The organism is Micromonospora sonneratiae, assembly GCF_042679305.1.
In the GTDB taxonomy this organism is placed as follows: domain Bacteria; phylum Actinomycetota; class Actinomycetes; order Mycobacteriales; family Micromonosporaceae; genus Micromonospora_H; species Micromonospora_H sonneratiae.
Genome location: NZ_JBHTMP010000090.1, coordinates 1 through 23,070, shown reverse-complemented (window position 1 = coordinate 23,070; position 23,070 = coordinate 1). Strand labels below are relative to the sequence as shown.

At 70.4% G+C, this 23,070-nt stretch carries 18 protein-coding genes and 1 pseudogene; 7 read left to right on the top strand and 12 right to left on the bottom strand.

The window, feature by feature from the left end; genetic code table 11:
• The 3 genes and pseudogenes from ACFQ4H_RS31950 to ACFQ4H_RS31940 form a co-directional block, all read left to right on the top strand.
• A partial coding sequence (locus ACFQ4H_RS31950; protein ID WP_377578472.1) for a LiaF domain-containing protein occupies nucleotides 1–818 on the top strand: 818 nt, incomplete at its 5' end.
• Nucleotides 815–998, top strand: a pseudogene (locus ACFQ4H_RS31945) (hypothetical protein); the annotation flags it as partial. The gene ACFQ4H_RS31950 and the pseudogene ACFQ4H_RS31945, both read left to right, overlap by 4 nt.
• 392 nt (nucleotides 999–1,390) lie before the next feature.
• Nucleotides 1,391–2,644 (top strand): phosphatidylserine decarboxylase, encoded by a 1,254-nt coding sequence (locus ACFQ4H_RS31940; protein ID WP_377578470.1) that lies wholly within the window; start codon nucleotides 1,391–1,393, stop codon nucleotides 2,642–2,644.
• Between the two features lie 382 nt (nucleotides 2,645–3,026).
• Here the strand turns inward: ACFQ4H_RS31940 and ACFQ4H_RS31935 are convergent, their stop codons facing one another.
• The 3 genes from ACFQ4H_RS31935 to ACFQ4H_RS31925 form a co-directional block, all read right to left on the bottom strand.
• Complete coding sequence (locus tag ACFQ4H_RS31935) at nucleotides 3,027–4,031, bottom strand: CDP-alcohol phosphatidyltransferase family protein (RefSeq protein WP_377578468.1); 1,005 nt, start codon at nucleotides 4,029–4,031, stop codon at nucleotides 3,027–3,029.
• A 266-nt stretch (nucleotides 4,032–4,297) separates the two neighbouring features.
• Complete coding sequence (locus tag ACFQ4H_RS31930) at nucleotides 4,298–5,236, bottom strand: NUDIX hydrolase (RefSeq protein ID WP_377578466.1); 939 nt, start codon at nucleotides 5,234–5,236, stop codon at nucleotides 4,298–4,300.
• A gap of 112 nt (nucleotides 5,237–5,348) precedes the next feature.
• The gene (locus tag ACFQ4H_RS31925; RefSeq protein WP_377578464.1) at nucleotides 5,349–6,296 is read right to left on the bottom strand and encodes an NUDIX domain-containing protein; all 948 of its coding nucleotides are present in this window, start codon (nucleotides 6,294–6,296) and stop codon (nucleotides 5,349–5,351) included.
• A 202-nt stretch (nucleotides 6,297–6,498) separates the two neighbouring features.
• Between ACFQ4H_RS31925 and ACFQ4H_RS31920 the strand changes: the two genes are divergently transcribed.
• The gene (locus ACFQ4H_RS31920; protein ID WP_377578462.1) at nucleotides 6,499–6,849 is read left to right on the top strand and encodes a PspC domain-containing protein; all 351 of its coding nucleotides are present in this window, start codon (nucleotides 6,499–6,501) and stop codon (nucleotides 6,847–6,849) included.
• 130 nt (nucleotides 6,850–6,979) lie between these two features.
• Here ACFQ4H_RS31920 and guaA read toward each other — a convergent pair whose 3' ends face one another.
• Complete coding sequence (gene guaA / locus ACFQ4H_RS31915; RefSeq protein ID WP_377578460.1) at nucleotides 6,980–8,533, bottom strand: glutamine-hydrolyzing GMP synthase; 1,554 nt, start codon at nucleotides 8,531–8,533, stop codon at nucleotides 6,980–6,982.
• Nucleotides 8,534–8,759: 226 nt separating this feature from the next.
• On the opposite strand from guaA, the gene ACFQ4H_RS31910 reads away from it, so the two are divergent.
• Nucleotides 8,760–9,908 (top strand): LCP family protein, encoded by a 1,149-nt coding sequence (locus ACFQ4H_RS31910; RefSeq protein WP_377578458.1) that lies wholly within the window; start codon nucleotides 8,760–8,762, stop codon nucleotides 9,906–9,908.
• A gap of 16 nt (nucleotides 9,909–9,924) precedes the next feature.
• Here the strand turns inward: ACFQ4H_RS31910 and ACFQ4H_RS31905 are convergent, their stop codons facing one another.
• From ACFQ4H_RS31905 to ACFQ4H_RS31885, 5 genes are all read right to left on the bottom strand, one after another.
• Nucleotides 9,925–11,637, bottom strand: coding sequence for an FAD-dependent oxidoreductase (locus ACFQ4H_RS31905; RefSeq protein WP_377578476.1), 1,713 nt, complete (start codon nucleotides 11,635–11,637; stop codon nucleotides 9,925–9,927).
• A 118-nt stretch (nucleotides 11,638–11,755) separates the two neighbouring features.
• Nucleotides 11,756–13,198, bottom strand: a complete 1,443-nt coding sequence (locus ACFQ4H_RS31900; protein WP_377578456.1) for a M1 family metallopeptidase — start codon at nucleotides 13,196–13,198, stop codon at nucleotides 11,756–11,758.
• 223 nt (nucleotides 13,199–13,421) lie between these two features.
• Nucleotides 13,422–14,096: a response regulator transcription factor gene (locus ACFQ4H_RS31895; protein WP_377578454.1), complete on the bottom strand. Its 675-nt coding sequence runs from the start codon at nucleotides 14,094–14,096 to the stop codon at nucleotides 13,422–13,424.
• Entirely contained in the window at nucleotides 14,093–15,322 is a 1,230-nt protein-coding gene (locus ACFQ4H_RS31890; RefSeq protein ID WP_377578452.1) for a sensor histidine kinase, read from the bottom strand. Before ACFQ4H_RS31890 ends, ACFQ4H_RS31895 begins: the two co-directional genes overlap by 4 nt.
• Nucleotides 15,323–15,329: 7 nt before the next feature.
• The gene (locus tag ACFQ4H_RS31885; protein WP_377578450.1) at nucleotides 15,330–16,127 is read right to left on the bottom strand and encodes a DUF998 domain-containing protein; all 798 of its coding nucleotides are present in this window, start codon (nucleotides 16,125–16,127) and stop codon (nucleotides 15,330–15,332) included.
• 248 nt (nucleotides 16,128–16,375) lie between these two features.
• Here ACFQ4H_RS31885 and ACFQ4H_RS31880 point away from each other — a divergent pair, with 248 nt between their 5' ends.
• The gene (locus ACFQ4H_RS31880) at nucleotides 16,376–18,847 is read left to right on the top strand and encodes a low temperature requirement protein A (RefSeq protein WP_377578448.1); all 2,472 of its coding nucleotides are present in this window, start codon (nucleotides 16,376–16,378) and stop codon (nucleotides 18,845–18,847) included.
• Nucleotides 18,848–18,949: 102 nt separating this feature from the next.
• Here the strand turns inward: ACFQ4H_RS31880 and ACFQ4H_RS31875 are convergent, their stop codons facing one another.
• Together ACFQ4H_RS31875 and guaB are read right to left on the bottom strand one after the other, a co-directional pair.
• Nucleotides 18,950–20,068 (bottom strand): GuaB3 family IMP dehydrogenase-related protein, encoded by a 1,119-nt coding sequence (locus ACFQ4H_RS31875; protein WP_377578446.1) that lies wholly within the window; start codon nucleotides 20,066–20,068, stop codon nucleotides 18,950–18,952.
• A 31-nt stretch (nucleotides 20,069–20,099) separates the two neighbouring features.
• Nucleotides 20,100–21,656: an IMP dehydrogenase gene (guaB, locus tag ACFQ4H_RS31870; RefSeq protein ID WP_449289036.1), complete on the bottom strand. Its 1,557-nt coding sequence runs from the start codon at nucleotides 21,654–21,656 to the stop codon at nucleotides 20,100–20,102.
• Between the two features lie 246 nt (nucleotides 21,657–21,902).
• On the opposite strand from guaB, the gene ACFQ4H_RS31865 reads away from it, so the two are divergent.
• Nucleotides 21,903–22,304: a DUF5319 domain-containing protein gene (locus ACFQ4H_RS31865; protein ID WP_377578444.1), complete on the top strand. Its 402-nt coding sequence runs from the start codon at nucleotides 21,903–21,905 to the stop codon at nucleotides 22,302–22,304.
• Nucleotides 22,305–22,455: 151 nt separating this feature from the next.
• Here the strand turns inward: ACFQ4H_RS31865 and ACFQ4H_RS31860 are convergent.
• On the bottom strand, nucleotides 22,456–23,070 hold a 615-nt coding region (locus ACFQ4H_RS31860; protein ID WP_377578442.1), incomplete at its 5' end, for a response regulator transcription factor.

Below are 23,070 nucleotides of genomic sequence, written 5' to 3'. Positions count from 1 at the left end.
CCCAGCCGCTGCCGGGCTGGCCCACCGCCACCCAGCCGGCCGTATCCGCACCGCCGACCGGTCGGCCACCCGGCCCGATGCCGCCGAGCAGCGGCTACCGCCCGCCGTTCGCGCCACACGGCCCGTTCGCACCGCACCGGCCACACCCGCCCGGAGCAGCTCCGCAGGTCAAGGCCCCGAAGCCGGCCAAGCCCCCGAAACCGCCCCGGGAACGCTCCTCGCTGGGTGCCGCCACCTTTTCGCTGATCTTCGTAGCGCTCGGCGCGGTGGCCGTCCTGCACCTCAGCAACGTGATCTCCGTATCGGCGTCCGCCTACTTCGCGGCGGCACTGGCCACGATCGGGCTCGGCCTGCTGGTCGGTGCCTGGTTCGGTCGGGCCCGCTGGCTGATCGCGCTCGGGCTGGTGGCCGCAGCGGCGCTGGGTACGGTCACCCTCGTCGAGTCCTACACCCGGGTCCGTAACTTCGACGGCAACGTGACCTGGACCCCGACCAGCCACGAGTTGCTGGCCCAGCGCTACGAAAACAACTTCGGCGACGCCGTCCTCGACCTCACCCAGGTCAGCTTCACCGATCGGGAGACCCGGGTGACCGCGGTGGTCACCTTCGGCAACCTGACGGTGATCGTCCCGCCGAACGTCGACGTGACGGCGATCGCCGAGATAAAGGCCGGCGACGCAGGGATCTTCGGCACCCGGTGGAGCGGCGTCAACGGACCGAGCCGGCAGGTCACCGATCTCGGTGCCGACGGCGCCGGTGGCGGCAAGCTGCGGCTGAACCTGCACGTCAACGCGGGCAACCTGGAGGTGATCCGATGAAGGCCCATCGCACCGACGGAGTGTCGCTCACCTTCGGGCTGCTCTTCCTGGGCATCGTGGCCTGGTGGCTGGTGGCACAGTTCGTCGACCTGGCGCTGCCCGCCGTCGGCTGGTTCGTAGCCGGGGCGCTGCTCCTGTTCGGCGTCATGGGCCTCTTCGGTGCGCTGCGCTCGGCCCGGGCCGCGGCACAACCGACGGCCGCACCGCCGACCAGCGCCCCGACCAGCGACGCGGGGATCGGCTCGACCAGCGACGCAGGCAACCGACCGACCAGCGACGCGGGGATCGGCTCGACCAGCGACGCGGGGATCGGACCGGTGGGCAGCGGGCCGACCGAGCCGGTCACCGCGCCACCGGTCACCGATGCCGACGACCGGTGGGGTAACGGCACCGGCGACCGGGGCTGACTCGGGCATATGCGGCCGCATTGCGATGCCGCATATGCTGCCCCGTGGAGGTTTCGGCCTCCGTCAGCCGGTCCGCGTAGCGGGCGGTGGCGGTGGTGCCCCCGAAACGGGCACCCGCCGCCACCGCGTACATCCCACTCCGACCTCGCGAGGAGCTCGTTCGCCATGACCCAGTCCCCCGCCCCGTACAGCACCGGGGTGCCGAGTCCGGTCCGCCTCGGCGAGCGTGCCGCCCGTACCCTCACCGCCGAAGTCGCCCGCCATCGTGGCCCGAAGACCGCCCTGCTGGTCGGGGTCACCGTGGACTCCACGGTGCTGGCCGTGGCACTCGACACGCTCCTGCCCGACGACCTGCTCACCGCCGTGCCGGCCGACCCGGCGCAGGCTGATGCGCTGCGGGCGCACGTGACGGCCCAGGGCCAGTGGGTCGCCGAGCGGGTCCGGGTGGTCGACACCCTGGCCGAAGCGGACGCCTCGGACCTGGTGGTGGCCACCGAGCCGCTGACCGGTACCGCCGACGAGGCCCGGGTCATCATCGAGGAACTGGCCAAGTACCTCGCCGAGGGCGGTGTCCTCTCCGTGGCGGTGCCGGCCGTGCCCGGCCGTACCTCGGGTGCCGCCGCCGAACTCGACCGGCAGGGTGCCCTGTTCGGGGTCGGTGCCGACCTGGTCCTGCTCAACCAGCCCCCGGTACGGGTACACCGGTTGCGGTTCACCGCGGCTGCCGTCTCGACGGCGGCCAGCCTCGCCCCGGCCTACCGGCCGTCCAGCATCCCGCTGACCCGCACGATGCACATCGACTCCAACGGGGTGGCGGCGGCCGGCATCGCCCTCGGTCTGGCCGCCCTGACCCGGATCGCCCGGCCGAAGTCGAAGCTGTGGCTACTGCCGGCGCTGGCCGCCGCGCCGGTTGCGGCGTTCTTCCGGGACCCGGAGCGGGACCTGCCCGACGACGAGTCGGCCGTGGTCGCCGCCGCCGACGGGAAGGTGCTGTCGGTGCAGCGCCTGCACGACGAGCGCTTCGGCGACGGGGAGTTCCTCCGGATCGCGGTCTTCCTGTCCGTTCTTGACGTACACATCAACCGTGCGCCGGTTGCCGGCAAGGTGGTCGACTACTTCGTCGCCGATGGCGGCTTCGCCGCTGCGATGAAGCCGGACGCCGAACACAACGTGGCGGCGTACACGGTGCTCGACACCGATCGCGGCACCGTGGTGGTGGCGCAGCGTACCGGTCTGATCGCCCGCCGGATCGTGCACCGCGCACCGGTCGGTGCGCTGCTGGCCCGGGGCGAACGGTTCGGGCTGATCCGGTTCGGCTCCCGGACCGACGTCTACCTGCCCGCCGACGCTGCCGACCCGCTGGTCGGTCCGGGTGACCGCGTGGTCGGCGGATCGACGGTGATCGCCCGTTGGCGGTGACCGGCCCCAACGGTCGACGTAACGGCGAATGACACGAAGAAGGGTGCCTCCGCGAATTACCGGGAGGCACCCTTCGGCTATGTATTCGCTGGCCCGTGGCTCGGCGTCGCCAACCGGTCTGGTCCGCTTCTCCGCCGATTCGGACCGGGCCGACGCAGTGCGCTCCAGAACGACGCAGTGCAATTCAGAACGACTCAGTGCAGCGCAGAACGACCCAGTGCAGTGCAGAACGACACAAGTGCGGTTCAGAACGACCCAGTACGGTTCAGGACGCCCCGGTGCGATTCAGGACCGGGGGTCGACGCAGCCGCAAAGGCGGTTCTTCCGCCCTCGCGGCTGCCTTTCCGTCCGTCGGAGTCCGGTGACCGGACAATCCGTCGGACTAGACCGTCTTGCGTTGACGCAGCCAGAGCAGCGGACCACTGACCAGGTAGCCCACGACCACCAGAGCGAACGTCAACCGGATGTCGATCAGCGCGCCGATCACCGGGGCCAGCCAGACCCACGGCGGCAGCTTGATCAGCCGGGCCAGTTTGGCGTACGGGAAGCTGGAGACCATCGCGAAGGCCAACAACGCGACGCCGGCGACCAGTGCCTTGCCGGGTACCGGCAGACCGATCAGGACCGTCACCGCCAGCACCGCAGCGGCCATCGTGGTCGGGACCCCGCTGAAGAACCGACCGTCCTTGGGCGAGACGTTGAACCGGGCCAGGCGGATCGCCGCGCAGGCGGCCACCAGGGCGCAGGCGACCGCAGCGGCAGCGGTCGACACCGAGCCGGCCAGCGACGCGTAGACGACCACCGGTGCCGCCAGCCCGAACGAGCACATGTCGGCCAACGAGTCCATCTGGGCACCGAACGGACTCGCCACACCCAACTTCCGGGCCAGCGCACCGTCAAGGCCGTCGAAGGCCACGCAGGCGATCAGGCAGCCGGCCGCAACCCGCACACTGCCGTGCATGGCCAGGAAGATGGCCAGCATGCCGAGCGTCAGGCTGGCCAGGGTGCAGCCGTTGACCACCGCGAACTTGATCCGGCGGGCGACGGTGCGCTCACCGGGCAGCAGCGGAATGGTCGCGGACGGACCGGCATCCGCCGGGCCGATCGGCCCAAGGGCCGGACTCACCGGTACGACCGATTCGATCTCCACGCCGGTCAGTCGGTCGACGTCGTAACGGTCGGCTGGGTGGGGGCCGTCGGCAAGGTAGGGGTGTTCCGGCACCGCATCGGCGGGCGGTGCACCAGCCGACTCATGACCGCGACGCCCGACCCGGACCAGCAGAACCTGCCGCGCAAACGTTCCGCCCCGGCGTAACTGCCCTGCCCACCGGCGACCGGCAGGCCGCGGGCTGTCCGTCGTACGCCGACGCCAAGGGGTCCTCGGCACGTTTTCCTCCATCACCGGACCGATCGGACCGCGCTGCGGCAATCGTCCGGCTGTCTCGTGCCGACCCTGAAAAGTGACCGGCAACCTTTTTGCGGCCTACACCATCGCACAAACGTTGTGTGTTGGCGATAGCCAGTGGTGGAACATTTCCCTATAAACCGCCTGAACCGTTCATACACTCCCATCGCGGCGGTTATGGCCTCGGTTCAGGCGTGGGCCTCTCGACGCGATTTTACCTGAGACATCCATATCGATCAGTTATGTGTCTACTTGCTGCCTAGTTGCCCCAATGCGACCGCTGTGACCTCGGTCAACGGAAGAGACCTGGCTTGCTCGGGCGTGAACCATGCCGCACGAGCCGTCGACCCCCCTTCCGCCTCCATGACCCTCGGCACCGTTGGCACGTCGACCGCGACCCGGTAGACCACACGCACTCCGTGCCAGTCGATCGGAACCCCCTCCGGCCCCAGCTCACCCGGGCTGTACCGGTGCGAGACGCCGAGCAGCCCGGTCACCCGCCCGAGTTGTCCGGCCTCCTCCACCAGTTCGCGTAGCAGCGCGACCTCCGGCTGCTCGCCGTGATCCGTACCACCACCGGGCAGATGCCACCGACCGGCGCCCGGATAGCCCTCGGCGATCAACGACAGCAGCACCCGCCCGGCCGGGTCGGTCGCCAGGCCGTACGCGGCGAACCGCTGCCGTCGACCGGGCGGTGCGGCGGGCGGCGGCGGCCCGGTCAGGGCATCCTCGGGCAGCGGGGTGACCGGAACACCGAGCAGTTCCGCGGTGAACGGCATGAGCGGCAACCCGGCGGCCTCTGCCAGGGTCACCCAGGCGATCCGGTCGGTCGTGCCGTCCAGTTCGTCCCGCAGCACCCCGCCGACGATGCGCACGTCGTAGATGAGGCGATCGGTGTGCACCAGGAGGGTCTCCTGGTACGGCAGCCGGATCACGTCGGAGACGGCATCCCGTAATCCGGTCACCTCGATGTCGAGGCCGGTCTCCTCACCGAACTCGCGTACCACGGAAGTCGTCGGATGCTCACCGTGGTCGACCCCACCGCCGGGCAGCTGCCAGCGACCGGGGAAGGCCACCGACTCGGACGCCCGGGCCAGCAGGACCCGTTCGCCGTCGCGACACAGCCCGTACGCCCCGATCCGTCGTATTCGTTCCGTCACCAACCCACTCCCCACCCCGTCGATCATGAAGTTAACGCCGTCAGGCCCGGCGTGTCCCGACAATAACTTCATGATCAACCAGCTGGGGGTACGGCCATCGGGCAGTGGTGACGGCCGTCGACGGAGAGTGGTGGCGCGATCATCCCAGCCGGGCGGCCTGTACGGCTTCGGCCGTCACCTCGGTGAGCCGCTCGGCCGGCAGCGCATCGAGCTCCTCTGGGCCGAACCAGCGCGCCTCGCAGGTGGAGCCACCCACGTCGCACACCTTCGGCGGCGCGGGCGAGTCGACCGCCACCCGATAGAAGGCCCGTACGCCGTGCCAGTCGATCGGATAGCCTTCCGGCCCGAGCGAGGCGGCGTCCCGGTGGCTGGCCACCCCGAGCAACTCGACCAGTCGACCGCGCTGCCCGGTCTCCTCCACCAGTTCGCGGATCAGCGCCGCCCCCGGCTGCTCGCCGTAGTCGGTACCCCCGCCCGGGAGATGCCAGCAGCCGGCGCCGGGGTAGCCGTCGGACACCCTGGTCAGCAGCACCCGACCGGCCGGATCGGTGGCCACGGCGTACGCCGCGAAGCGCTGCGCCCGGTGCAGTCCGTCCGGACCGGGCACCGCGTAGAACGACGGGAAGTCCGGGGTCTCCTCCGGGCACTGGTCGATCGGCCCCGGCGGCAGCCCCAGGGCACGGGCGGTGAACGGTCGCAGAGGCAGTTCCCCCGCCTCGTCCAGGGTGACCCACCGGACCAGGTCGGTGGGCTGGTCGACCCGGTCGCACAGCTTTCCGCCCCGGATGGCGACCTCGTAGATCAGACGGTCCGTGTGGATGGTGATGCCCCGCTCGGGCAGTGCCCGTAGATCGGCGAGAACGTCACGTAGCCCGGAGACCAGTACGGACAGGCCGGTCTCGGCCGCGGTTTCCCGTACCACGGTGTGGTTGGGGTCCTCACCGTGGTCGACGGCACCACCCGGCAGCGACCAGACGCCCGGTGTGCCGGACAGCGGGGACGCCCGTACCAGGAGCACCCGGTCCGCCGAATCGGTACAAACTGCATACGCCGCGATCCTGCGAAGCGGCTGAAGCGTTGCGGTCACAGGGCCGAATTCTTCCCGGCAGGGCTGACACGGCCACAAGAAGAGTCAGATTCCTGACAGTTGACCCATTGGTTGCCCGATTGGGATTGACATCCTCACCTGAATCAGGATCGACATCCACGAGATTGCTCAGGGGACGGTCAGGGTCGAACTCGGGGCGGTCACCGAGGCAACGCCCGCCCCGGACGAGGACCGTGGAGGCATGACACAGACGCCCTCCTCCGCCCACCCCCCGTACCGTCAGCTCCGTCGCCCGACCAGTGACCGCATGATCGCCGGAGTCGCCAGCGGCCTGGGCCGCTACTTCAACGTCGATCCCACCCTGGTCCGGGTGCTCTTCGCCGCGACCGCGGTGTTGACCGGCGGGCTCGCCCTGCTGGCGTACCCGATCATGTGGTTCCTCATGCCGGAGGAGCCGGCCGGCGCACCCGCCTGGCCGCACCAGCCGCAGACACCGCCGGCTCATCCGCAGCCGGGGGCGAGCTACCCGCAGCCAGCGAGCTACCCGCCGCCAGCGGCCCAGGCACACCAGGCACAGACACCGTCGGCCTGATCCGACCCGACTGCCGGGGCGGCAGGCGGAGGCGGCGCACCGGCACCGCCCGGTGCGCCGTCCAGCGTCCGATCGCGGTGCCGCCCAGCGCCCGGCCGAGGTGGCGTCCAGCGTCAGGCCGAGGTGCGACTCACTCCCACTCGATGGTGCCCGGCGGCTTGCTGGTCACGTCCAGCACCACCCGGTTGACCTCGGCCACCTCGTTGGTGATCCGGGTCGAGATCCGGGCGATGAGGTCGTACGGCAGCCGCGACCAGTCAGCCGTCATGGCATCCTCGCTGGACACCGGGCGCAGTACGACGGGGTGACCGTAGGTACGGCCGTCACCCTGCACACCCACGCTGCGTACGTCGGCCAGCAGCACCACCGGGAACTGCCAGACGTCCCGGTCGAGGCCGGCTGCGGTCAGCTCCTGCCGGGCGATCAGGTCGGCCGCGCGCAGCAGGTCGAGGCGCTCCCGGTCGACCGCGCCGATGATCCGGATGGCCAGCCCCGGCCCGGGGAACGGCTGCCGCCAGACCATCGCCTCGGGCAGGCCGAGTTCGATGCCCAGCGCCCGGACCTCGTCCTTGAAGAGCGTGCGCAGCGGCTCGATCAACGAGAACTGGAGGTCGTCCGGGAGACCACCGACGTTGTGGTGGGACTTGATGTTTGCCGTGCCGGTCCCGCCACCGGACTCGACCACGTCCGGGTAGAGCGTGCCCTGGACCAGGAACTCGACGTCACCCGCTGCGGCGACCTCACGGGCAGCGGCCTCGAAGACCCGGATGAACTCGCGCCCGATGATCTTCCGCTTCTGCTCCGGGTCGGTCACTCCGGCCAACTCGCCGAGGAACCGGTCCTGGGCGTCGACCACCTTGAGCTTGATCCCGGTCGCCGCGACGTAGTCCTTCTCCACCTGCTCGGCCTCACCGGCCCGGAGCAGACCGTGGTCGACGAAGACGCAGGTGAGCTGGTCACCGACCGCCTTGTGCACCAGCGCGGCGGCGACCGCCGAGTCCACCCCGCCGGAGAGCGCGCAGATGACCTCCTTGTCGCCGACCCGGGACCGGATCTCGGCCACCTGCTCCTCGATGATGTTCGAAGGAGTCCAGGTCGGTTCGATCCCGGCGATGTCGTAGAGGAAGCGCTTGAGCATCTCCTGTCCGTGCGCGGTGTGCCCCACCTCGGGGTGGAACTGCACCCCGGCGCGCCGTCCGGCGACGTCCTCGAACGCGGCAACCGGTGCCCCGGCGGACTCGGCCGTCACGGTGAACCCGGCGGGAGCTTCCGTCACACAGTCACCGTGGCTCATCCAGACCGGCAGCTCGGCGGGCAGCTCACGCAGCAGCACCCCCGCCTCCGCCCGGGGCCGCAGCGGCGTACCGCCGAACTCCCGGTTACCGGTGTGCGCCACCGTGCCACCGAGTGCCCGGGCCATCGCCTGGAAGCCGTAGCAGATGCCGAAGACCGGAACACCGGCCTCGAACAGGGCAGCGTCCACCTGCGGTGCGCCGGGCTCGTAGACGCTGGCCGGGCCGCCGGACAGGATGATCGCTGCCGGGTCCTTCGCCAACATCTCGGCGACCGGCATCGAGTGCGGGACGATCTCCGAATAGACCCTCGCCTCACGCACGCGGCGGGCGATGAGCTGGGCGTACTGGGCTCCGAAGTCGACCACGAGGACAGGGCGCGGGGTGCTCATGGAGAAAGCGTACCGAGCGTGACGGGGTCCCCCGCTCGCGGCTGTGCCACACCTCACCCGCCACCCCGGTCGGGGAATAAGCCGGGTGCTGGGGCCGGTGGCGCACGGCCGGTTCCGCACGCGGTCAGCACCCGGGCCACGGCCTTGGTCAGTCGCACCCTGCCACCCATGGTCGTAACTCTTCATAGGGGTAGCCGCGTTCTCCAGATGGGAAGGGGGTCGACACATGACAGACACCGGGCAGGGGCGAGCAGGCCCGAGCCACAGGTGGCGGCCTGCTCGACGGATCCGTATCCGTCAGGCCGCCGTCATCGTCACCGTCGTCGCGCTACTGGCCGGCACCGCGTACGCCACCGGTGCGCTCCTGTCCGGCGGCGACGACGGATCCACCACCGGTACGCCGCTGACCTCCGCCGCCGGACCGAGCCCCACGGCCAGCCCCACCCCGGAGCCGGGTGCCGGGATCACCGGACCGCTCAACCTCCTCCTGGTCGGCGTCGACACCCGGATCAGCGAGCCGGGCTGGGAACCACGCAGTGACGCCGTACTGATCATGCACATTCCGAAGGAGTTGGACCGGGCGTACCTCTTCTCCCTCCCCCGCGACCTGGTGGTGGACATCCCGGCCTTCCCCAAGGCGGGATTCCCCGGCGAGCGATCGAAACTGACCCACGCGATGAGTTACGGCAGTCGGGATCCCGATGGCCGTGAGCCGCCAAGCACCGCCCAGGGCTACGAACTGCTGGCCGCCACCGTCAGCCGGTACACCAGGATCAACCGCTTCGACGCCGGCGGGGTGCTCACCTTCGGCGGCTTCGACAACCTGGTGGACGCGCTCGGCGGTGTCGACCTCTACATCGACCAGCGGGTGGTGTCCCAGCACCGTCGCCCGGACGGCACGCACCGGGCCAGCGGACCGGGCGGATACGTCGGCCCGCAGATGGTGTACGAGAAGGGGCAGCGTCATCTCTCCGGCTGGCAGGCGCTGGACTATGCCCGACAGCGCTACATCACCGGGGGCGACTACGCCCGGCAGCGCCACCAGCAGCAACTCATCAAGGCCATCACATGGAAGATCCTCAGCCAGGAACTGCCCCGCGACCCGGTCCGGCTCGACCAGGTGTTGAACACGCTGGGACAGGCCTTCACCTTCGAAGGGCGTGGGCAGCGGGTGGTCGACTTCGCGTTTGCTCTCAGCGCCCTCTCGGTCGAGGCGATGACCCTGGTCAGCCTGCCCGGACACGGGGTGGGCAGCGGCGGCAACTACCTGGGTGAGCAACTCGACGAGATCAGCCGGCGGTTCCTCACCGAACTGCGGGCCGGGAACGTCGCGGACTTCCTGGCGGCCAATCCGACGCTGGTCGTGCCCCGCTGACGGCGCTCCCCGGGTGTCAGGCGGGGCCCCTCCCAGATTTGCGGGAGACTTCTTCCTGACACCCGAGTGGGCGGTGCGCGGCGATCGGAGCCATCGGGACGTACGGCTCGCCGGGCGCCGGGCGCAGATCCGGCTCACCCCGGTTGGGCCAGAACGACATGGCCCGCTCGGCCTGGGCGGTGATGGTCAGGGAGGGGTTCACGCCCAGGTTCGCCGACATCGCCGCGCCATCGACGACGTGCAGGCCCGGGTACCCGAAGACCCGGTGGTACGCGTCCACCACGCCGTCCTCGGGTGACCTGCCGATCGCCGCCCCGCCGAGGATGTGCGCGGTCATCGGTACGTTGAACGGCTCGGTCACCGATCCGCCGGGGATGCCGCCGATCTCCTCGGCCAACAGGCGTACCGCCTCGTTGCCCTCCGGGATCCAACTCGGGTTGGGGGTGCCGTGCCCCTGGCTGGCGACCAGCCGCCGCCGGCCGAACCAGCCCCGGCGGTAGTGCGTGACGAGGGAGTTGTCGACCGACTGCATGACCAGGGCGATGACCGTACGGCGGGACCAGTCGCGCACCGAGAGCAGCCGGAGGTAGGTCAGCGGCGACCGGACCAGGGTGGTCAGCCAACGCCGGACCCGACGTGGCCCGCCGTCCACGAGGGCGGTCTGGAGCAGCCCCATCAGATTGGCCCCCGGACCGTAGCGGACCGGTTCGATGTGGGTACGCGAGTCCGGGTGGAAGGAACTGGTGATGGCCACCCCCTCGGTGAAGTCCACGCCACGGCGTCGGGCCGCGGGGCGGGGCACCGCAGCGCCGAGGATCGCCTCGGAGTTGGTCCGGGTCAGGGCACCGAGCCGGGGCGAGAGTCCGGGCAGCTGTCCGGTCGCCCGTAGCCGGTGCAGGAGCCGCTGGGTGCCGAGCGCACCGGCGGCGAAGACGACCTGGTCGGCGCGGTAGGTTCGCCGACCACGGGCCAGCCAGGCACCGGTGCGTACCGTCTCGATCTCGTAGCCGGTGCCCGTCGGACCGGGACGTACGCTCGTCACGGTGGTCGACGGGATCACCTGTGCGCCCAGCCGCTCGGCCAGCCACAGGTAGTTCTTCACCAGCGTGTTCTTCGCGCCGTACCGGCAGCCGGTCATGCAGGATCCACAGTTCAGGCAGCCGGTCCGCTCCGGCCCGAGGCCACCGAAGTAGGGGTCGGCGACCCGTTCCCCGGGCCGGCCGAGGTACACGCCGACCGGGGTGGGCTGGAAGGTGTGCCCCACCCCCATCCGGTCGGCCACCGTCCGCATCGCCCGGTCCGCCGCTGTGTGCATCGGGTACGTGGTGACGCCGAGCATCCGCTTGGCCTCGGCGTAGTGGGGCGCTAGTTCGGCCCGCCAGTCGGTGATGTCCCGCCACTGCGGGTCGTCGTAGAAGTCGGGTAGCGGTTCGTAGAGGGTGTTGCCGTAGACCAGCGAGCCGCCACCGACTCCGGCCCCGGAGAGCACCAGCACCCCCGCTCCCTGTCGTCTGGCCGAGCGCAACAGGGTGATCCGCTGGATGCCGTGGCAGCCCAGCTTCGGCGCCCACAGGAAGCGACGCAGCCGCCACGAGGTCTTCGGGAAGTCGTCGTCGGCGAATCGGCGACCCGCCTCGACGACCGCGACCGAGTAACCCTTCTCGGCGGCCCGCAACGCGGCCACACTGCCGCCGAAGCCGGAGCCGATGACCACCACGTCGAAGTGCATGGCCAGCAACATTACCCGCGAGTAGCCACCGGCCCGGTGGCGGTCCGGTGGCCCGGCGAGGTCGGCAATCCGGCGGCAGCCCGGCGAGGTCGGCAATCCGGCGGCAGCCCGGCGGCGGTCAGCGGCCGGGTACCGGCGGTGCCTGCCTGTCGGACAACCAGGAATGCAGCAGGGCCCGCAGCGGTTTGCCGGAAACCCGCTCGGCGACCGCGACGAAGTCGTCGGTGGTCACGTTGCCGTCGCGCTTCTCCGCCGTCCAGGTCTTGAGGATCTGGAAGAACGCCTCGTCACCGACGGTGAGCCGCAGCGCGTGCACCACCAGCGCGCCCCGCTTGTAGACCGCCCGGCCGAAGAGGTCCGTCGGGCCGGGGTCGAGCGCCGGCCGCGACCAGTCCGTGGCGGCGTACTCCGTGTCGAAGTTCCGCTGCACCGGTCGACCGCCGGCGTGTTCCTCCCACAGCCACTCGGCGTAGCTGGCGAAGCCCTCGTTGAGCCACATGTCGCTCCACCGGCGCAGCGAGACGCTGTCACCGAACCACTGGTGCGCCAGCTCGTGGGCCACCACGCCCAGTTCCGGGCCGCCACGGAAGAAGACCGCCCCGTAGACCGGGCGGGACTGGGTCTCCAGGGCGTACCGGATCCGGTCGTCGTTGACGACGATCCCGCCGTACGCCTGGAACGGGTACGGCCCGAACTTCGTGGCCAGGAAGTCCGCCACCTCGCCGGTACGGGCCATCGCCTGTTCGGCGGCGCCGCCCTGCGGCAGGCTGGACGCGACCGCGGTGACCAGCGGCTTGCCGCCGTGCGTACCGTTGACCACCCGGTAGTCGCCGATCACCAGGGTGGTCAGGTAGCTGGCCATCGGTGTCCGCTCGGCCCAACGCCAGGTGCTCCACCCGTCGGCGGTGTCGACCCCCAGCGGTACGCCGTTGCTCAGCGCGCTCACCCCCGCCGGTACGGTGACCTCGATGTCGTAGGTGGCCTTGTCCAGCGGGTGGTCGTTGACCGGGAACCAGGTGCTGGCCGACTCGGGCTGGCCGAGGGCGATCGCCCCGTCCGGGGTGGCGCTGAAACCGTTGTCCCCCAGGCTCGGGCTGCTGATCGGGCGCGGAACACCGCTGTAGTCGACCTCCACCGTGAACCTGGCGTCCTTGCCGAGGACCGTCGCCGGAACGACGACAAGTTCGTTGTCCTTGCGCTCGTTCTCGGCCCGGGCACCGTCGACCCTGACCGACGAGACGGTCAGCCCGGCCAGGTCGAGGTTGAACCGGGACAGTTCCTCGGTGGCGGTCGCGGTGATGGTGGCCGCCCCCTTCAGCTGGTCGGTGGCCGGGTCGTATCGCACCTTGAGCGTGTAGCTGGCCACGTCGTAGCCACCGTTGCCGTGGCTGGGGAAGTAGGGGTCGCCGATCCCGTCGAGCCCGGTCCGGGATCCCGGGGCAGCGGGATCGGGCCGGGCGTCCGGCGCGGTGTCGGCCCCCTTCCGGTCACCGGTGCAACCGCCCGCCATCAGCGCCGACACCAGCATGGCGGCGATCACCGTACGCCTGGACCTGTTCATTGTCCTCCCCCACGATCTCCGCCCGCTGCGGCCCGGTGCGCGGTACGACACCGACGGAGCCGGGCAGGAACAGAGTATTCATCGGACTGCGGGGTCCGGCACCACCGTCGCGACCCGGCCCGGTGGACTGGCCAGTGGGCTGGCCGGTGGGCTGGCGCTGTCCGGCGACGTCCGACGATCGGCCGGATCAACCGGATCAACCGGATCAACCGGGCCGACCGGGTCAACCGGAGCGCTGACCGGGATGGACCAGACCGGTCTCGTACGCCAGGATGACGAGCTGGACGCGGTCCCGTACCCCCAGTTTGGTGATCGCCCGGGTGACGTGGGTCTTGGCGGTCAGCGGACTGATGAACAGGCGTTGCGCGATCTGCTCGTTGGACAGGCCGGCGGCCAGCAACTGTAGGACCTCGCGCTCCCGGCTCGTGAGCACCGACAGCCTCGCATCGGTGTCGACCGGCGTCACCGGTCGGTGGGCGAACTGTTCGATCACCCGGCGCGTGACGCTCGGCGAGAGCAGTGCGTCACCCGCCGCAACGGCCTTGACCGCGTGCCGCAGCTCCTCCGGCCCGATCTCCTTGGTGAGGAAACCACTGGCCCCGGCCCGGAGGGCGGCGAAGACGTACTCGTCGGTCTCGAACGTGGTCAGGATGATGACGCGACAGCCGGCGAGCGCCGGATCAGCCACGATCCGCTCGGTGGCGGCCAGACCGTCCAAGCCGGGCATGCGGATGTCCATGAGCACCACGTCGGGCCGGGTCGCCCGGACCGTCCGGACCGCTTCGTCGCCCGTTCCCGCCTCGCCGACGACCTCGATCTCCCGGTCGCGCCGGAGCAGACTACGGAAACCGGCCCGGACCAGCGCCTGGTCGTCGGCCAGCAGCACCCGGATCGTCATGATCGAAATCTTGGCACAGGAATCGTGGCGCGTACCGCATAGCCACCCCCGGCAGCCGGCCCGGCGGCGAACGTCCCACCCAGCGCCGCGACCCGCTCCCGCATCCCGCTGATCCCGTGCCCCGGTGCCGGCTGCGGACCGGTCACGGCACCATCGTCGACGACCTCGACCGCCACGGAGTCCGCAGCGCAGTCCAGACGCACCGTCACCCGACCGGCCCCGGCATGCCTGACCGTGTTCGTCAGCGCCTCCTGCACCACCCGGTATGCGGCCAGGGCCACCGGGGCCGGAACCCCGGCCGGGTCCCCGGTCTGGTCCAGGGTGACCGTCAGCCCCCCGGCCCGGGTACGGTCCAGCAGGTCGTCCAGCCCGGCCAGGTCCCCCTGCGGGCCCCGGACCGGACCGGCCCCGTCCTGGGCTTCGGACGAGCCGGGGTCGCGCAGGACGTCGATGAGCGAACGCAGGTCGGTGACGGCCCTGGCGCGTACCTCCTGCGCCGTACGCAGTGCGTCCCGCGCCTCGGCGGGGGAATCGTCCAGCGCCTCGGCCACCACGTGCAACTGCACGCCCACCACGGTCAGCGTGTGCGCGACCACGTCGTGCAGCTCCCGGGCGATCTCAAGCCGTTCCTCCGCACTCCGTCGGCTCGACTCCAGTTCGCGTTCGTACTCCAGCCGCCGCAGTCCGGCGGCCAACTCGGCCCGCCAGCGACGCCAGTTGCGGTACGCGGCGGCCGCAGCCAGGACCACGGCCAGCCACAGCGTCTCCGCACCGACCAGAGCCAACGCGAGTTGCGGGTCGTCGCCGGCATCGGGCCCGCGCCAGGTGGCCGCGAACCACAACTCGACCAGGCCGATCCCGGCCGCCCAGACCATGCCGTGTCGGGGCTGCCGGTCCCCGGCAGCGACCGTGAAGTAGGCCATGGAAGCCGGCCACACCCAGCCCACCTCGGTCAGCCCCGCTCCCCGGAAGCCGACCACCACCACCACGCTGGCCAGCAGCACCCGTACCGGCCACCGGCGACGGAGCAGCAACAGCAGGCCGAGCGAGGCTGCCACCGGCACCGTACTGCCGTAGTCGACCTGTCCCCCGAAGAGGACCGTGCCGGCCAGCACACCGATCGACGTCAGCCCGGCCAGTGCCACATCGACCCAGGTCGCCCGGGTCCGGGACCCGGCCGATGCCATGTCGGCAGGCACGTTCAGCAGGGCATTCCATGCACTCACCGCTCGATCATGCCGGTGCATCGGTACCGCCCTGGGCTCGGGACACCTCCGGCCGACCGGCACCGTTCCGCATCATCCCACCCAGCATCACCGCGGCGAGGGCCAGCCAGGCCAGGTTCGCCACGATCACGAGCCGTTCGACGAGCCCGACGAAGGTCGGGACACCACCGAACCCCAGCGACGGACCACCCATGACGTCGACCAGGAACACCGCGAGCCCGATCGTGGACATGACCGAGGCGATCACGAGGCCGACCAGCCCCGACCGGAGACGGCCAGGCACAACCACGGCCGGCCGGGTTCCGCCGCGCGTCACCGCCCGGGTCAGCAACACGGCGGCCACCGGGAACGCAGCGAAGGAGAGCCAGGCCGCCATGCCGTGCACCAACTCCGACGTCGACGGCCGGCTCCACTGGCCGGGCGGGTCGGCCGGGAACACACCTGCGACGAAGACGCCCACGGCCCAGAGCGTCAGCGCCCAGCGGCCGACCCGACCGGCCCGCCCCAGCTCGGGAAGCCGGCCGAGCCAGCCCGCGAGCACGGCCGAGGCCGTACCGATGCAGAGCAGGGCCACTGTGATCAACCAGCCGGCGGTTCCGTTGACGTACCGGCTGGCCACCTCGCTGAGCGGGTTGTACTGGGGGTTGAGCCCATCCGCCGCCGCCATCGTTGCGCCGGCGACGCCGAGGGTCGCCACCAGGCTGCGGGACAGCGCCCCGGACCGCGGGTCCGCCATCGCCACCGCCTCCGGCCGAGTGGGATCGAATGCCGGTACGGGAATCGGACGGGTTGGTACGGAAGTCATTCTTCCTCCTCATCGGATCGATGAGGGAACGCTATGTTCGCCGCCACCCCCGCCACGTCGTCCGGATCAAGGCACTTCGGGGTACGCCGAGCGGGTACCGCCTACACCAGATGAAGTAGGCCGGCAGGGCGGTCTCGGGCCGCCGCCACCTGCACCACCGGATCGGAACGCCGGGAAGTGCACCGGCACCGGGCTCCCGGCTTTCCGGATCGCCCGCCATCCGCCAGCGACGTTGACAGAGTGGTTGAATGACCAGCAGCGGATCGGCGATGCCCTTCGGGCAGATCCGTGCCAGGATCGCCACGCAGATCCAGCCGGCCAGCGGTGGCGGCGGCGTGACCCGGTTGGAACTCTTCCTCGACCTGGTCTTCGTGTACGCCTTCCTCAACGTCACCAACCTGATGGCAGCGAACCTGCATCCCCGGGGTCTGCTCCAGGGGACGCTGGTGGTGCTGTTGCTCTGGCGGTGCTGGGTCTCCTGTGCCTGGCTCGGCAACGTCATCCGGCTGGACCGGGGCCTGCTACCACCGATCATGGTCGTGCTGACCACGGCGATCCTGCTGATCGGCGTCGCCATCCCGGAGGCGTTCACCGACCGACCCGGTGGGCTGCCCGGTCCGCTCGTCTTCGTCGTCGGTTTCCTCCTGGTGCGCCTGGTCGTACTGGTGATCGTGGCGAGCACCCAGTGGGAGAGCGGGCGTATGCGCCGCTCCCTCCTGCGGGCCTGGCTGCCGTTGGCAGGCAGCGCGTCGTTGCTGCTGTTGGCCGCCCTGCTGCCGGCCCACCTGCCCGGGAGCGTGGACGGCGGACACGTCCGGCTGGCGCTGTTCCTGGCTGCCACCGTCGTCGACTACCTCGCCGTGTGGAACATCGGTGTGGGCCGTTGGCAGATCGTCTCGACGCGGCACTGGGCCGAACGGCACAGCCTGATCGTGTTGATCGCACTGGGCGAGACGATCATCTCGGTCGGTACCAGTCGCGGTCTGGTCGGAAACCCGCCGATCACCTGGTCGGTCATTGGCGGCTCGCTGCTGGCCATCGTCATCGCGTCCGTGCTGTGGTGGACCTACTTCGACATCGCCAGACCCGCCGTCGAGCAGGCGCTGGCCCGGACGTCGGGAGTCGCCAGATCACTGCTGGGCCGCGACGCCTACGTCCTGCTGCACCTGCCGATGATCGGTGGCCTCATCCTGCTCGCGCTCGGCCTCAAGCGTGGCCTGAGCGCGACCGAGGTCACCACCGCGCACCGCTGGGACACGTTCAGCACGGTCATCCTCTACAGCGGGGTCGAGCTCTACCTGCTCGGGCTGTTCGCTCTCGAGTGGCGCTCCATCCGCCTGGCGGGGCGTAGTCCGTTGCTTGGCATCGTGCTGGTGCCCGCCCTGCTCCCACTCGCCATCCACCTGCCGGTGTCGGGTGCCCTGGCGCTGCTGGCCGGTGCCACCACCAGCCTGGTGGTGGCCGACCGCACCGTCTTCCGCCAACGGCACCGCTCGCTGCACGGCGCGATCACGCCTGAGGAGACCCACGGCACCCACATCACGCCCAAGGAACTCTTCCTCGACCTGGTGTTCGTGTACACGTTCATCCAGGTCATAGTCCTCATGGCCCGGCAGCCGTCCGTGGTCGGGGTGATCCACGGGTTGACGGTCCTCGCTCTGCTGTGGTGGGTGTGGTGCCACTACGCCTGGTTGGGCAGTGCGGTGCGGAGCGAGTCCGGCCCGGTACGGCTGACCGTGCTCGTCATCGTGGCGCTGACGCTGGTCCTCGGAATCGCCATCCCGCAGGCGTTCAGCCACGTCTCCGGCGGGCTACCCGGTCCACTCATCGTCGTGACCTGCTACCTGCTGCTCCGCATCCTGCACTTCGGCTCCTTCTGGCTGGTCGCACAGCGGAATCCGGCGTTACGCAGAAAGGTGCTGCGGGCCGCCGTCCCGGCGGCGGCGGCGATGGTCCTGCTGCTGTACTCCGTACTGGCCTTTCCACCGGCGGACGAACCCGCCTCGATCAGTCCGGTCGGGACGGCCCTCTGGGTCGCGGCCGCCCTCGTCGAACTCGGCGGGGGTTACCTGGTCGGACGTAGCAACTGGCAGATCCGCTCGGTCGAACACTGGACCGAGCGCTACGCGTTGATCATCCTCATCGCGTTCGGCGAGGTCGTCATCTCGACAGGACTGGCCGTGGCCGGTCAGCCGATCTCCGGGCCGGTCGGCATCGCCATCACGCTCAGCGTCGTCGTTCTGTCCACCCTCTGGTGGGTGTACTTCGGCGTCGATGCCGTCCTCGGACAGCAGGCCGTCCAGAACCAGACCGGCGTGGCCCAGTGGGCGATGGCCCGAGACGCCTACACCTACCTGCATCTGCCCATGGTCGTCGGGTTGGTGTCGTTGGCCTACGGTCTGCGAACGACCCTGGCACTGGTGGCGGACCGACCCGACGCGGGATCGATGCCGTTGGGGCACTTCACCCTCTTCGGTGGCGTGGTCGTCTATCTCCTCGCCGACCAGCTGTTCTGGTGGCGTACCCAACGTCAGGCGCGCTGGTTACGGGTGGGCGGGATCCTGCTCGTGGTGGCCCTGACACCGGCAACGAGGCCGCTGCCCGCGCTCTGGGCACTGGGCCTGCTCGCTGCGGTCAGCCTCGGCCTCGTCGTGATCGACTCGATTCGGTCCACCGAGCTGCGGCGGGCGCTACAGGAGCCGTCCAGCCAGATGCCGTGAACGACGCGGACCAGATCCGCCCCGCAGCAACCTCAGTTGTCGGGCGGGCCCGGTTGTCGTGACGGCGGGCTCTGCTCGCCACCCGCCGCCACGACACTCGGCCTAGCGGTCGAGGACGAGCCCCACCTTCTGGAACTCCTTCAGGTCGCGGTAGCCACACTTGGCCATCGCCCGGCGCAGCCCACCGAAGAGGTTGAGCTGGCCGTCCGGCTCGTCGGCCGGACCGAAGAGCAGCTTCTCCATCGAGCCGAGCGGCTGGTCGGCGATACCGAACGCGCCACGCGGCAGCTTCGGGTGACTGGCCGCCGGGTGCCACCAGGCACCTCCGGCCGGTGCCTCCTCGCACAGCGAGAGCGGCTCGCCGAGCATCACCGCGTCGGCACCGCAGCCCAGCGCCTTGGCGATGTCCCCGGAGGTCCGCAGGTCACCGTCGGCGATCAGGTGCACGTACCGGCCACCGGTCTCGTCGAGGTAGTCCCGCCGGGCGGCAGCCGCGTCGGCGATGGCGGTGGCCATCGGCACCCGGATGCCGAGCACGGACTCGGTGGTGGACCACTCGTCCCCGCCGAGCCCGACGATCACACCGGCCGCGCCGGTACGCATCAGGTGCAGGGCGGTCTTGTAGTCGGTGCACCCACCGGCCACGACCGGCAGGTCGAGGTCGGCGATGAACTCCTTGAGGTTGAGCGGCTCGTCGGTGGTGGAGACGTGCTCGGCGGAGACGATCGTGCCCTGGATGACCAGGATGTCGACGCCTGCGTCGAGGATCACGGGAGCCAGCGCGAGGGTGTGCTGCGGCGAGACCCGTACGGCGACCGTGCCGCCGCCGCTGCGGAGCTGGCGTACCCGCTCGGTGATCAGCTCCGGACGGATCGGCTCGGAGTAGACCTCCTGCAACCGCCGGGTGGCCGGGGCGCTCTCCGGCAGGGTCGCCAGCTCCTCCAGGATCTTGGTCGGGTCCTCGTACCGGGTCCACAGGCCCTCGACGTTGAGCACACCGAGACCGCCGAGCTGGCCCAGCCGTACCGCCGAGTCCGGGCTCATCGTCGCGTCGGAGGGGTGGCCGACGCAGGGGATACCGAACTGGTACGCGTCGAGCTGCCAGGCGGTGGAGACGTCGTCCACGTCCCGGGTACGCCGGCTCGGCACGATCGCGATGTCGTCCAGGTGATAGCCGCGTTGCGCGGTCTTACCCAGCCCGATCTCTACCACGTCACGCATGAGTCACTCCAGTTTTGAGGGGGGTAGTGGTTCAGCGGGTGTGGTAGTTGGGCGCCTCGACGGTCATCTGGATGTCGTGCGGGTGGCTCTCCTTGAGCCCGGCCGCGGTGATCCGGATGAGCTGACCGCGCCGGTGCAGCTCGGGAATGCTCTCCGCGCCGGCGTACCCCATTGCCAGCCGCAACCCACCGACCAGCTGGTGGGCCACCCGGGACAGCGGGCCCCGGTAGGGCACCTGGCCCTCCACGCCCTCTGGGACCAGCTTCTCGTCGCTGGTCACGTCCTGCTGGAAGTAGCGGTCCTTGGAGTAGGAGCGGGCCTGGCCGCGCGACTGCATCGCGCCCAGCGAACCCATCCCCCGGTACGCCTTGAACTGCTTGCCGTTGATGAAGATCAGCTCGCCGGGGCTCTCCTCGCAGCCCGCCAGCAGGCTACCCAACATCACCGAGTCGGCACCGGCCACCATCGCCTTGGCGATGTCACCCGAGTACTGGATGCCGCCGTCGGCGATGACCGGCACACCGGCCGGACGGCAGGCCCGAGCGGCCTCCATGATCGCGGTGATCTGCGGTACGCCCACCCCGGCGACCACCCGGGTGGTGCAGATGGCACCCGGGCCGACACCGACCTTGACGCCGTCGGCCCCTGCGTCGACCAGCGCCTTCGCCCCGGCGTAGGTGGCGATGTTGCCACCCACGATGTCGATCGTGGTGTCCTTCTTCAGGGCTCGGACCATGTCCAGCACCGCCCGCTGGTGCCCGTGGGCGGTGTCGACGATCAGCACGTCCACCCCGGCCTCGACCAGCGTCCGGGCCCGCTTGTAGGCGTCGTCACCGACGCCGATCGCGGCGGCGACCCGCAACCGACCGGCGTCGTCCTTGGTCGAGTTGGGGAACTGCTCGCTCTTGGTGAAGTCCTTGACGGTGATCAGGCCACGGAGTCGGCCGGCGTCGTCGACCAGCGGCAGCTTCTCGACCTTGTGCTGGCGCAGCAGGGCGAGCGCCTCGGCCTTCGAGACCCCTTCCCGTGCGGTGATCAGCGGCATCCGGGTCATGATCTCCCGAACCGGGGTGTCCCCGTCGGAGACGAACCGCATGTCCCGGTTGGTCACGATGCCCACCAGGGCGCCATCGGCATCGACGACCGGCACACCGGAGATACGGTAACGGCCGCACAACGCGTCGACCTGGCGCAGGGTGTCGTCCGGGCTACAGGTGACCGGGTTGGTGATCATGCCCGATTCGGAACGCTTGACCAGGTCGACCTGCATCGCCTGGTCCTCCACCGACAGGTTCCGGTGCAGCACGCCGATGCCACCCTGCCGGGCCATCGCGATCGCCATCCGGGCCTCGGTCACCGTGTCCATGGCGCTGGAGAGCAGCGGAAGGCTGAGCGTCACGTTGCGGGTCAGCCGGGTGATCGTGTTGACCTTGCTCGGCACGATGTCCGACTCGCCCGGCTGGAGCAGCACGTCGTCGAAGGTCAGACCGAGCGGAACCGACGGAAACGCCCCCGCAGCCAGTTCGGCGGCGCGCGAATCGGTGTCGACCAGCCCCGTCGGAAGATCGTTGGTCGGCAGGTTGTCCACGATTTCTCCCCTGAACTGGTTGAGATGGCAGAGTTCGCACCGTGGGAGGCTGAGCGGCCCGCCCAGAAAAGTCGGCGGCGCGATGGTTCATCGTACCCAGCCGGTGACCTGGGGTGAGTTGGCGGGCGGCGGGACTTGCGCGCACTGCGGCGAAGACCACACAACCGACCGGTGTACGGACAATGCCGACGCCACGACCAACTGACGGGTACGCGCACCAGCACGGGTTACCACTACGGTGGGGGGGTGCACGACGAGCCGATCGATCCGTTCAGCGGGGACCCTGCCGATCCGTCAGCGGGGCTGGGCGATGCCGTCGAGGAAGCCCAGCTCGAACCGCTGACCGAGGTCGAGCGCCGGGACGTGCTGGAGGACCTCGCCGACCTGGAGATCTACCAGGCACTACTGGGCCCCGCCGGGGTTCGCGGCCTGGTCATCGAGTGCGAGGACTGTCGGGAACCACACTATTTCGACTGGGACCTGCTCCGGGGCAACCTTCGCCACCTGCTCAACTCCGGCCGGCCCCGGGTGCACGAGCCGGCCTACGACCCGGACCCCGACCACTATGTGTCCTGGGACTACGCCCGTGGCTACGCCGACGGTGTGCACGACACGCTGACCGAGGGCACCGACGAGAGCGACGACTAGGCTCAGGCCCCTTTCTACGGCCCCACCCTCTCTCCGTACCTCGACCAACCCCTCGGATCTGGCGGCCGAGCCCTCCGCGCTGGGCCGGTAACCCCCGACCCAGGCGATCCATCGGGCCCGAGGGCAACCCTCGAACCCGATGCGACGGGCCCTACGCGACCAGACCGGCCCGGAAGCCTGCGGCCACGGCGTGTGCCCGGTCCCGGGCTCCGAGCTTCCGGAACAGCCGACGGGCATGGGTCTTGACGGTGTCCTCCGAGACGAAGAGTTCCCGGCCGATTTCGGCGTTGCTCTTGCCGTCCGCCATCCCGAGCAGCACCTGCATCTCCCGCTCGGTCAGCACGACCTGGCGAGGCGCGCTCGGCCCTCGACCGGCCCGAACGGACTCCCCCGCAGCGGCGAGGTCCCCCTGGCGTGGGGCACCGAATCGGGCATCCCCGGCTGCACCGGCGGTCCGGTGGGCCGCCACGCCGGGCTCTCGCGCGCCTGCCCCACCGACGGCCTGCTGAGCGGCGGTCGCGGACTGGGCAGTGGGTGACGAATGTCCCATGGGCGTCGAATGGGCTGCGGGCATCGGGTGCGCGGTCGGTGTTGCGAGGGCCCCGGAAGCCGGCTGGTCCACGCCGGGCTGCGCCGACGGTACCTCGGCCTCGGCGGCCGGATCGTCCCCACGCTGGACCGGAACGACCCCGGACCCTGGCGGCTGGCCCGCACCCCCGCCGGACTTCGCCGCACCACCGGCCACCGACTCGGCCCCGTCTGCCGG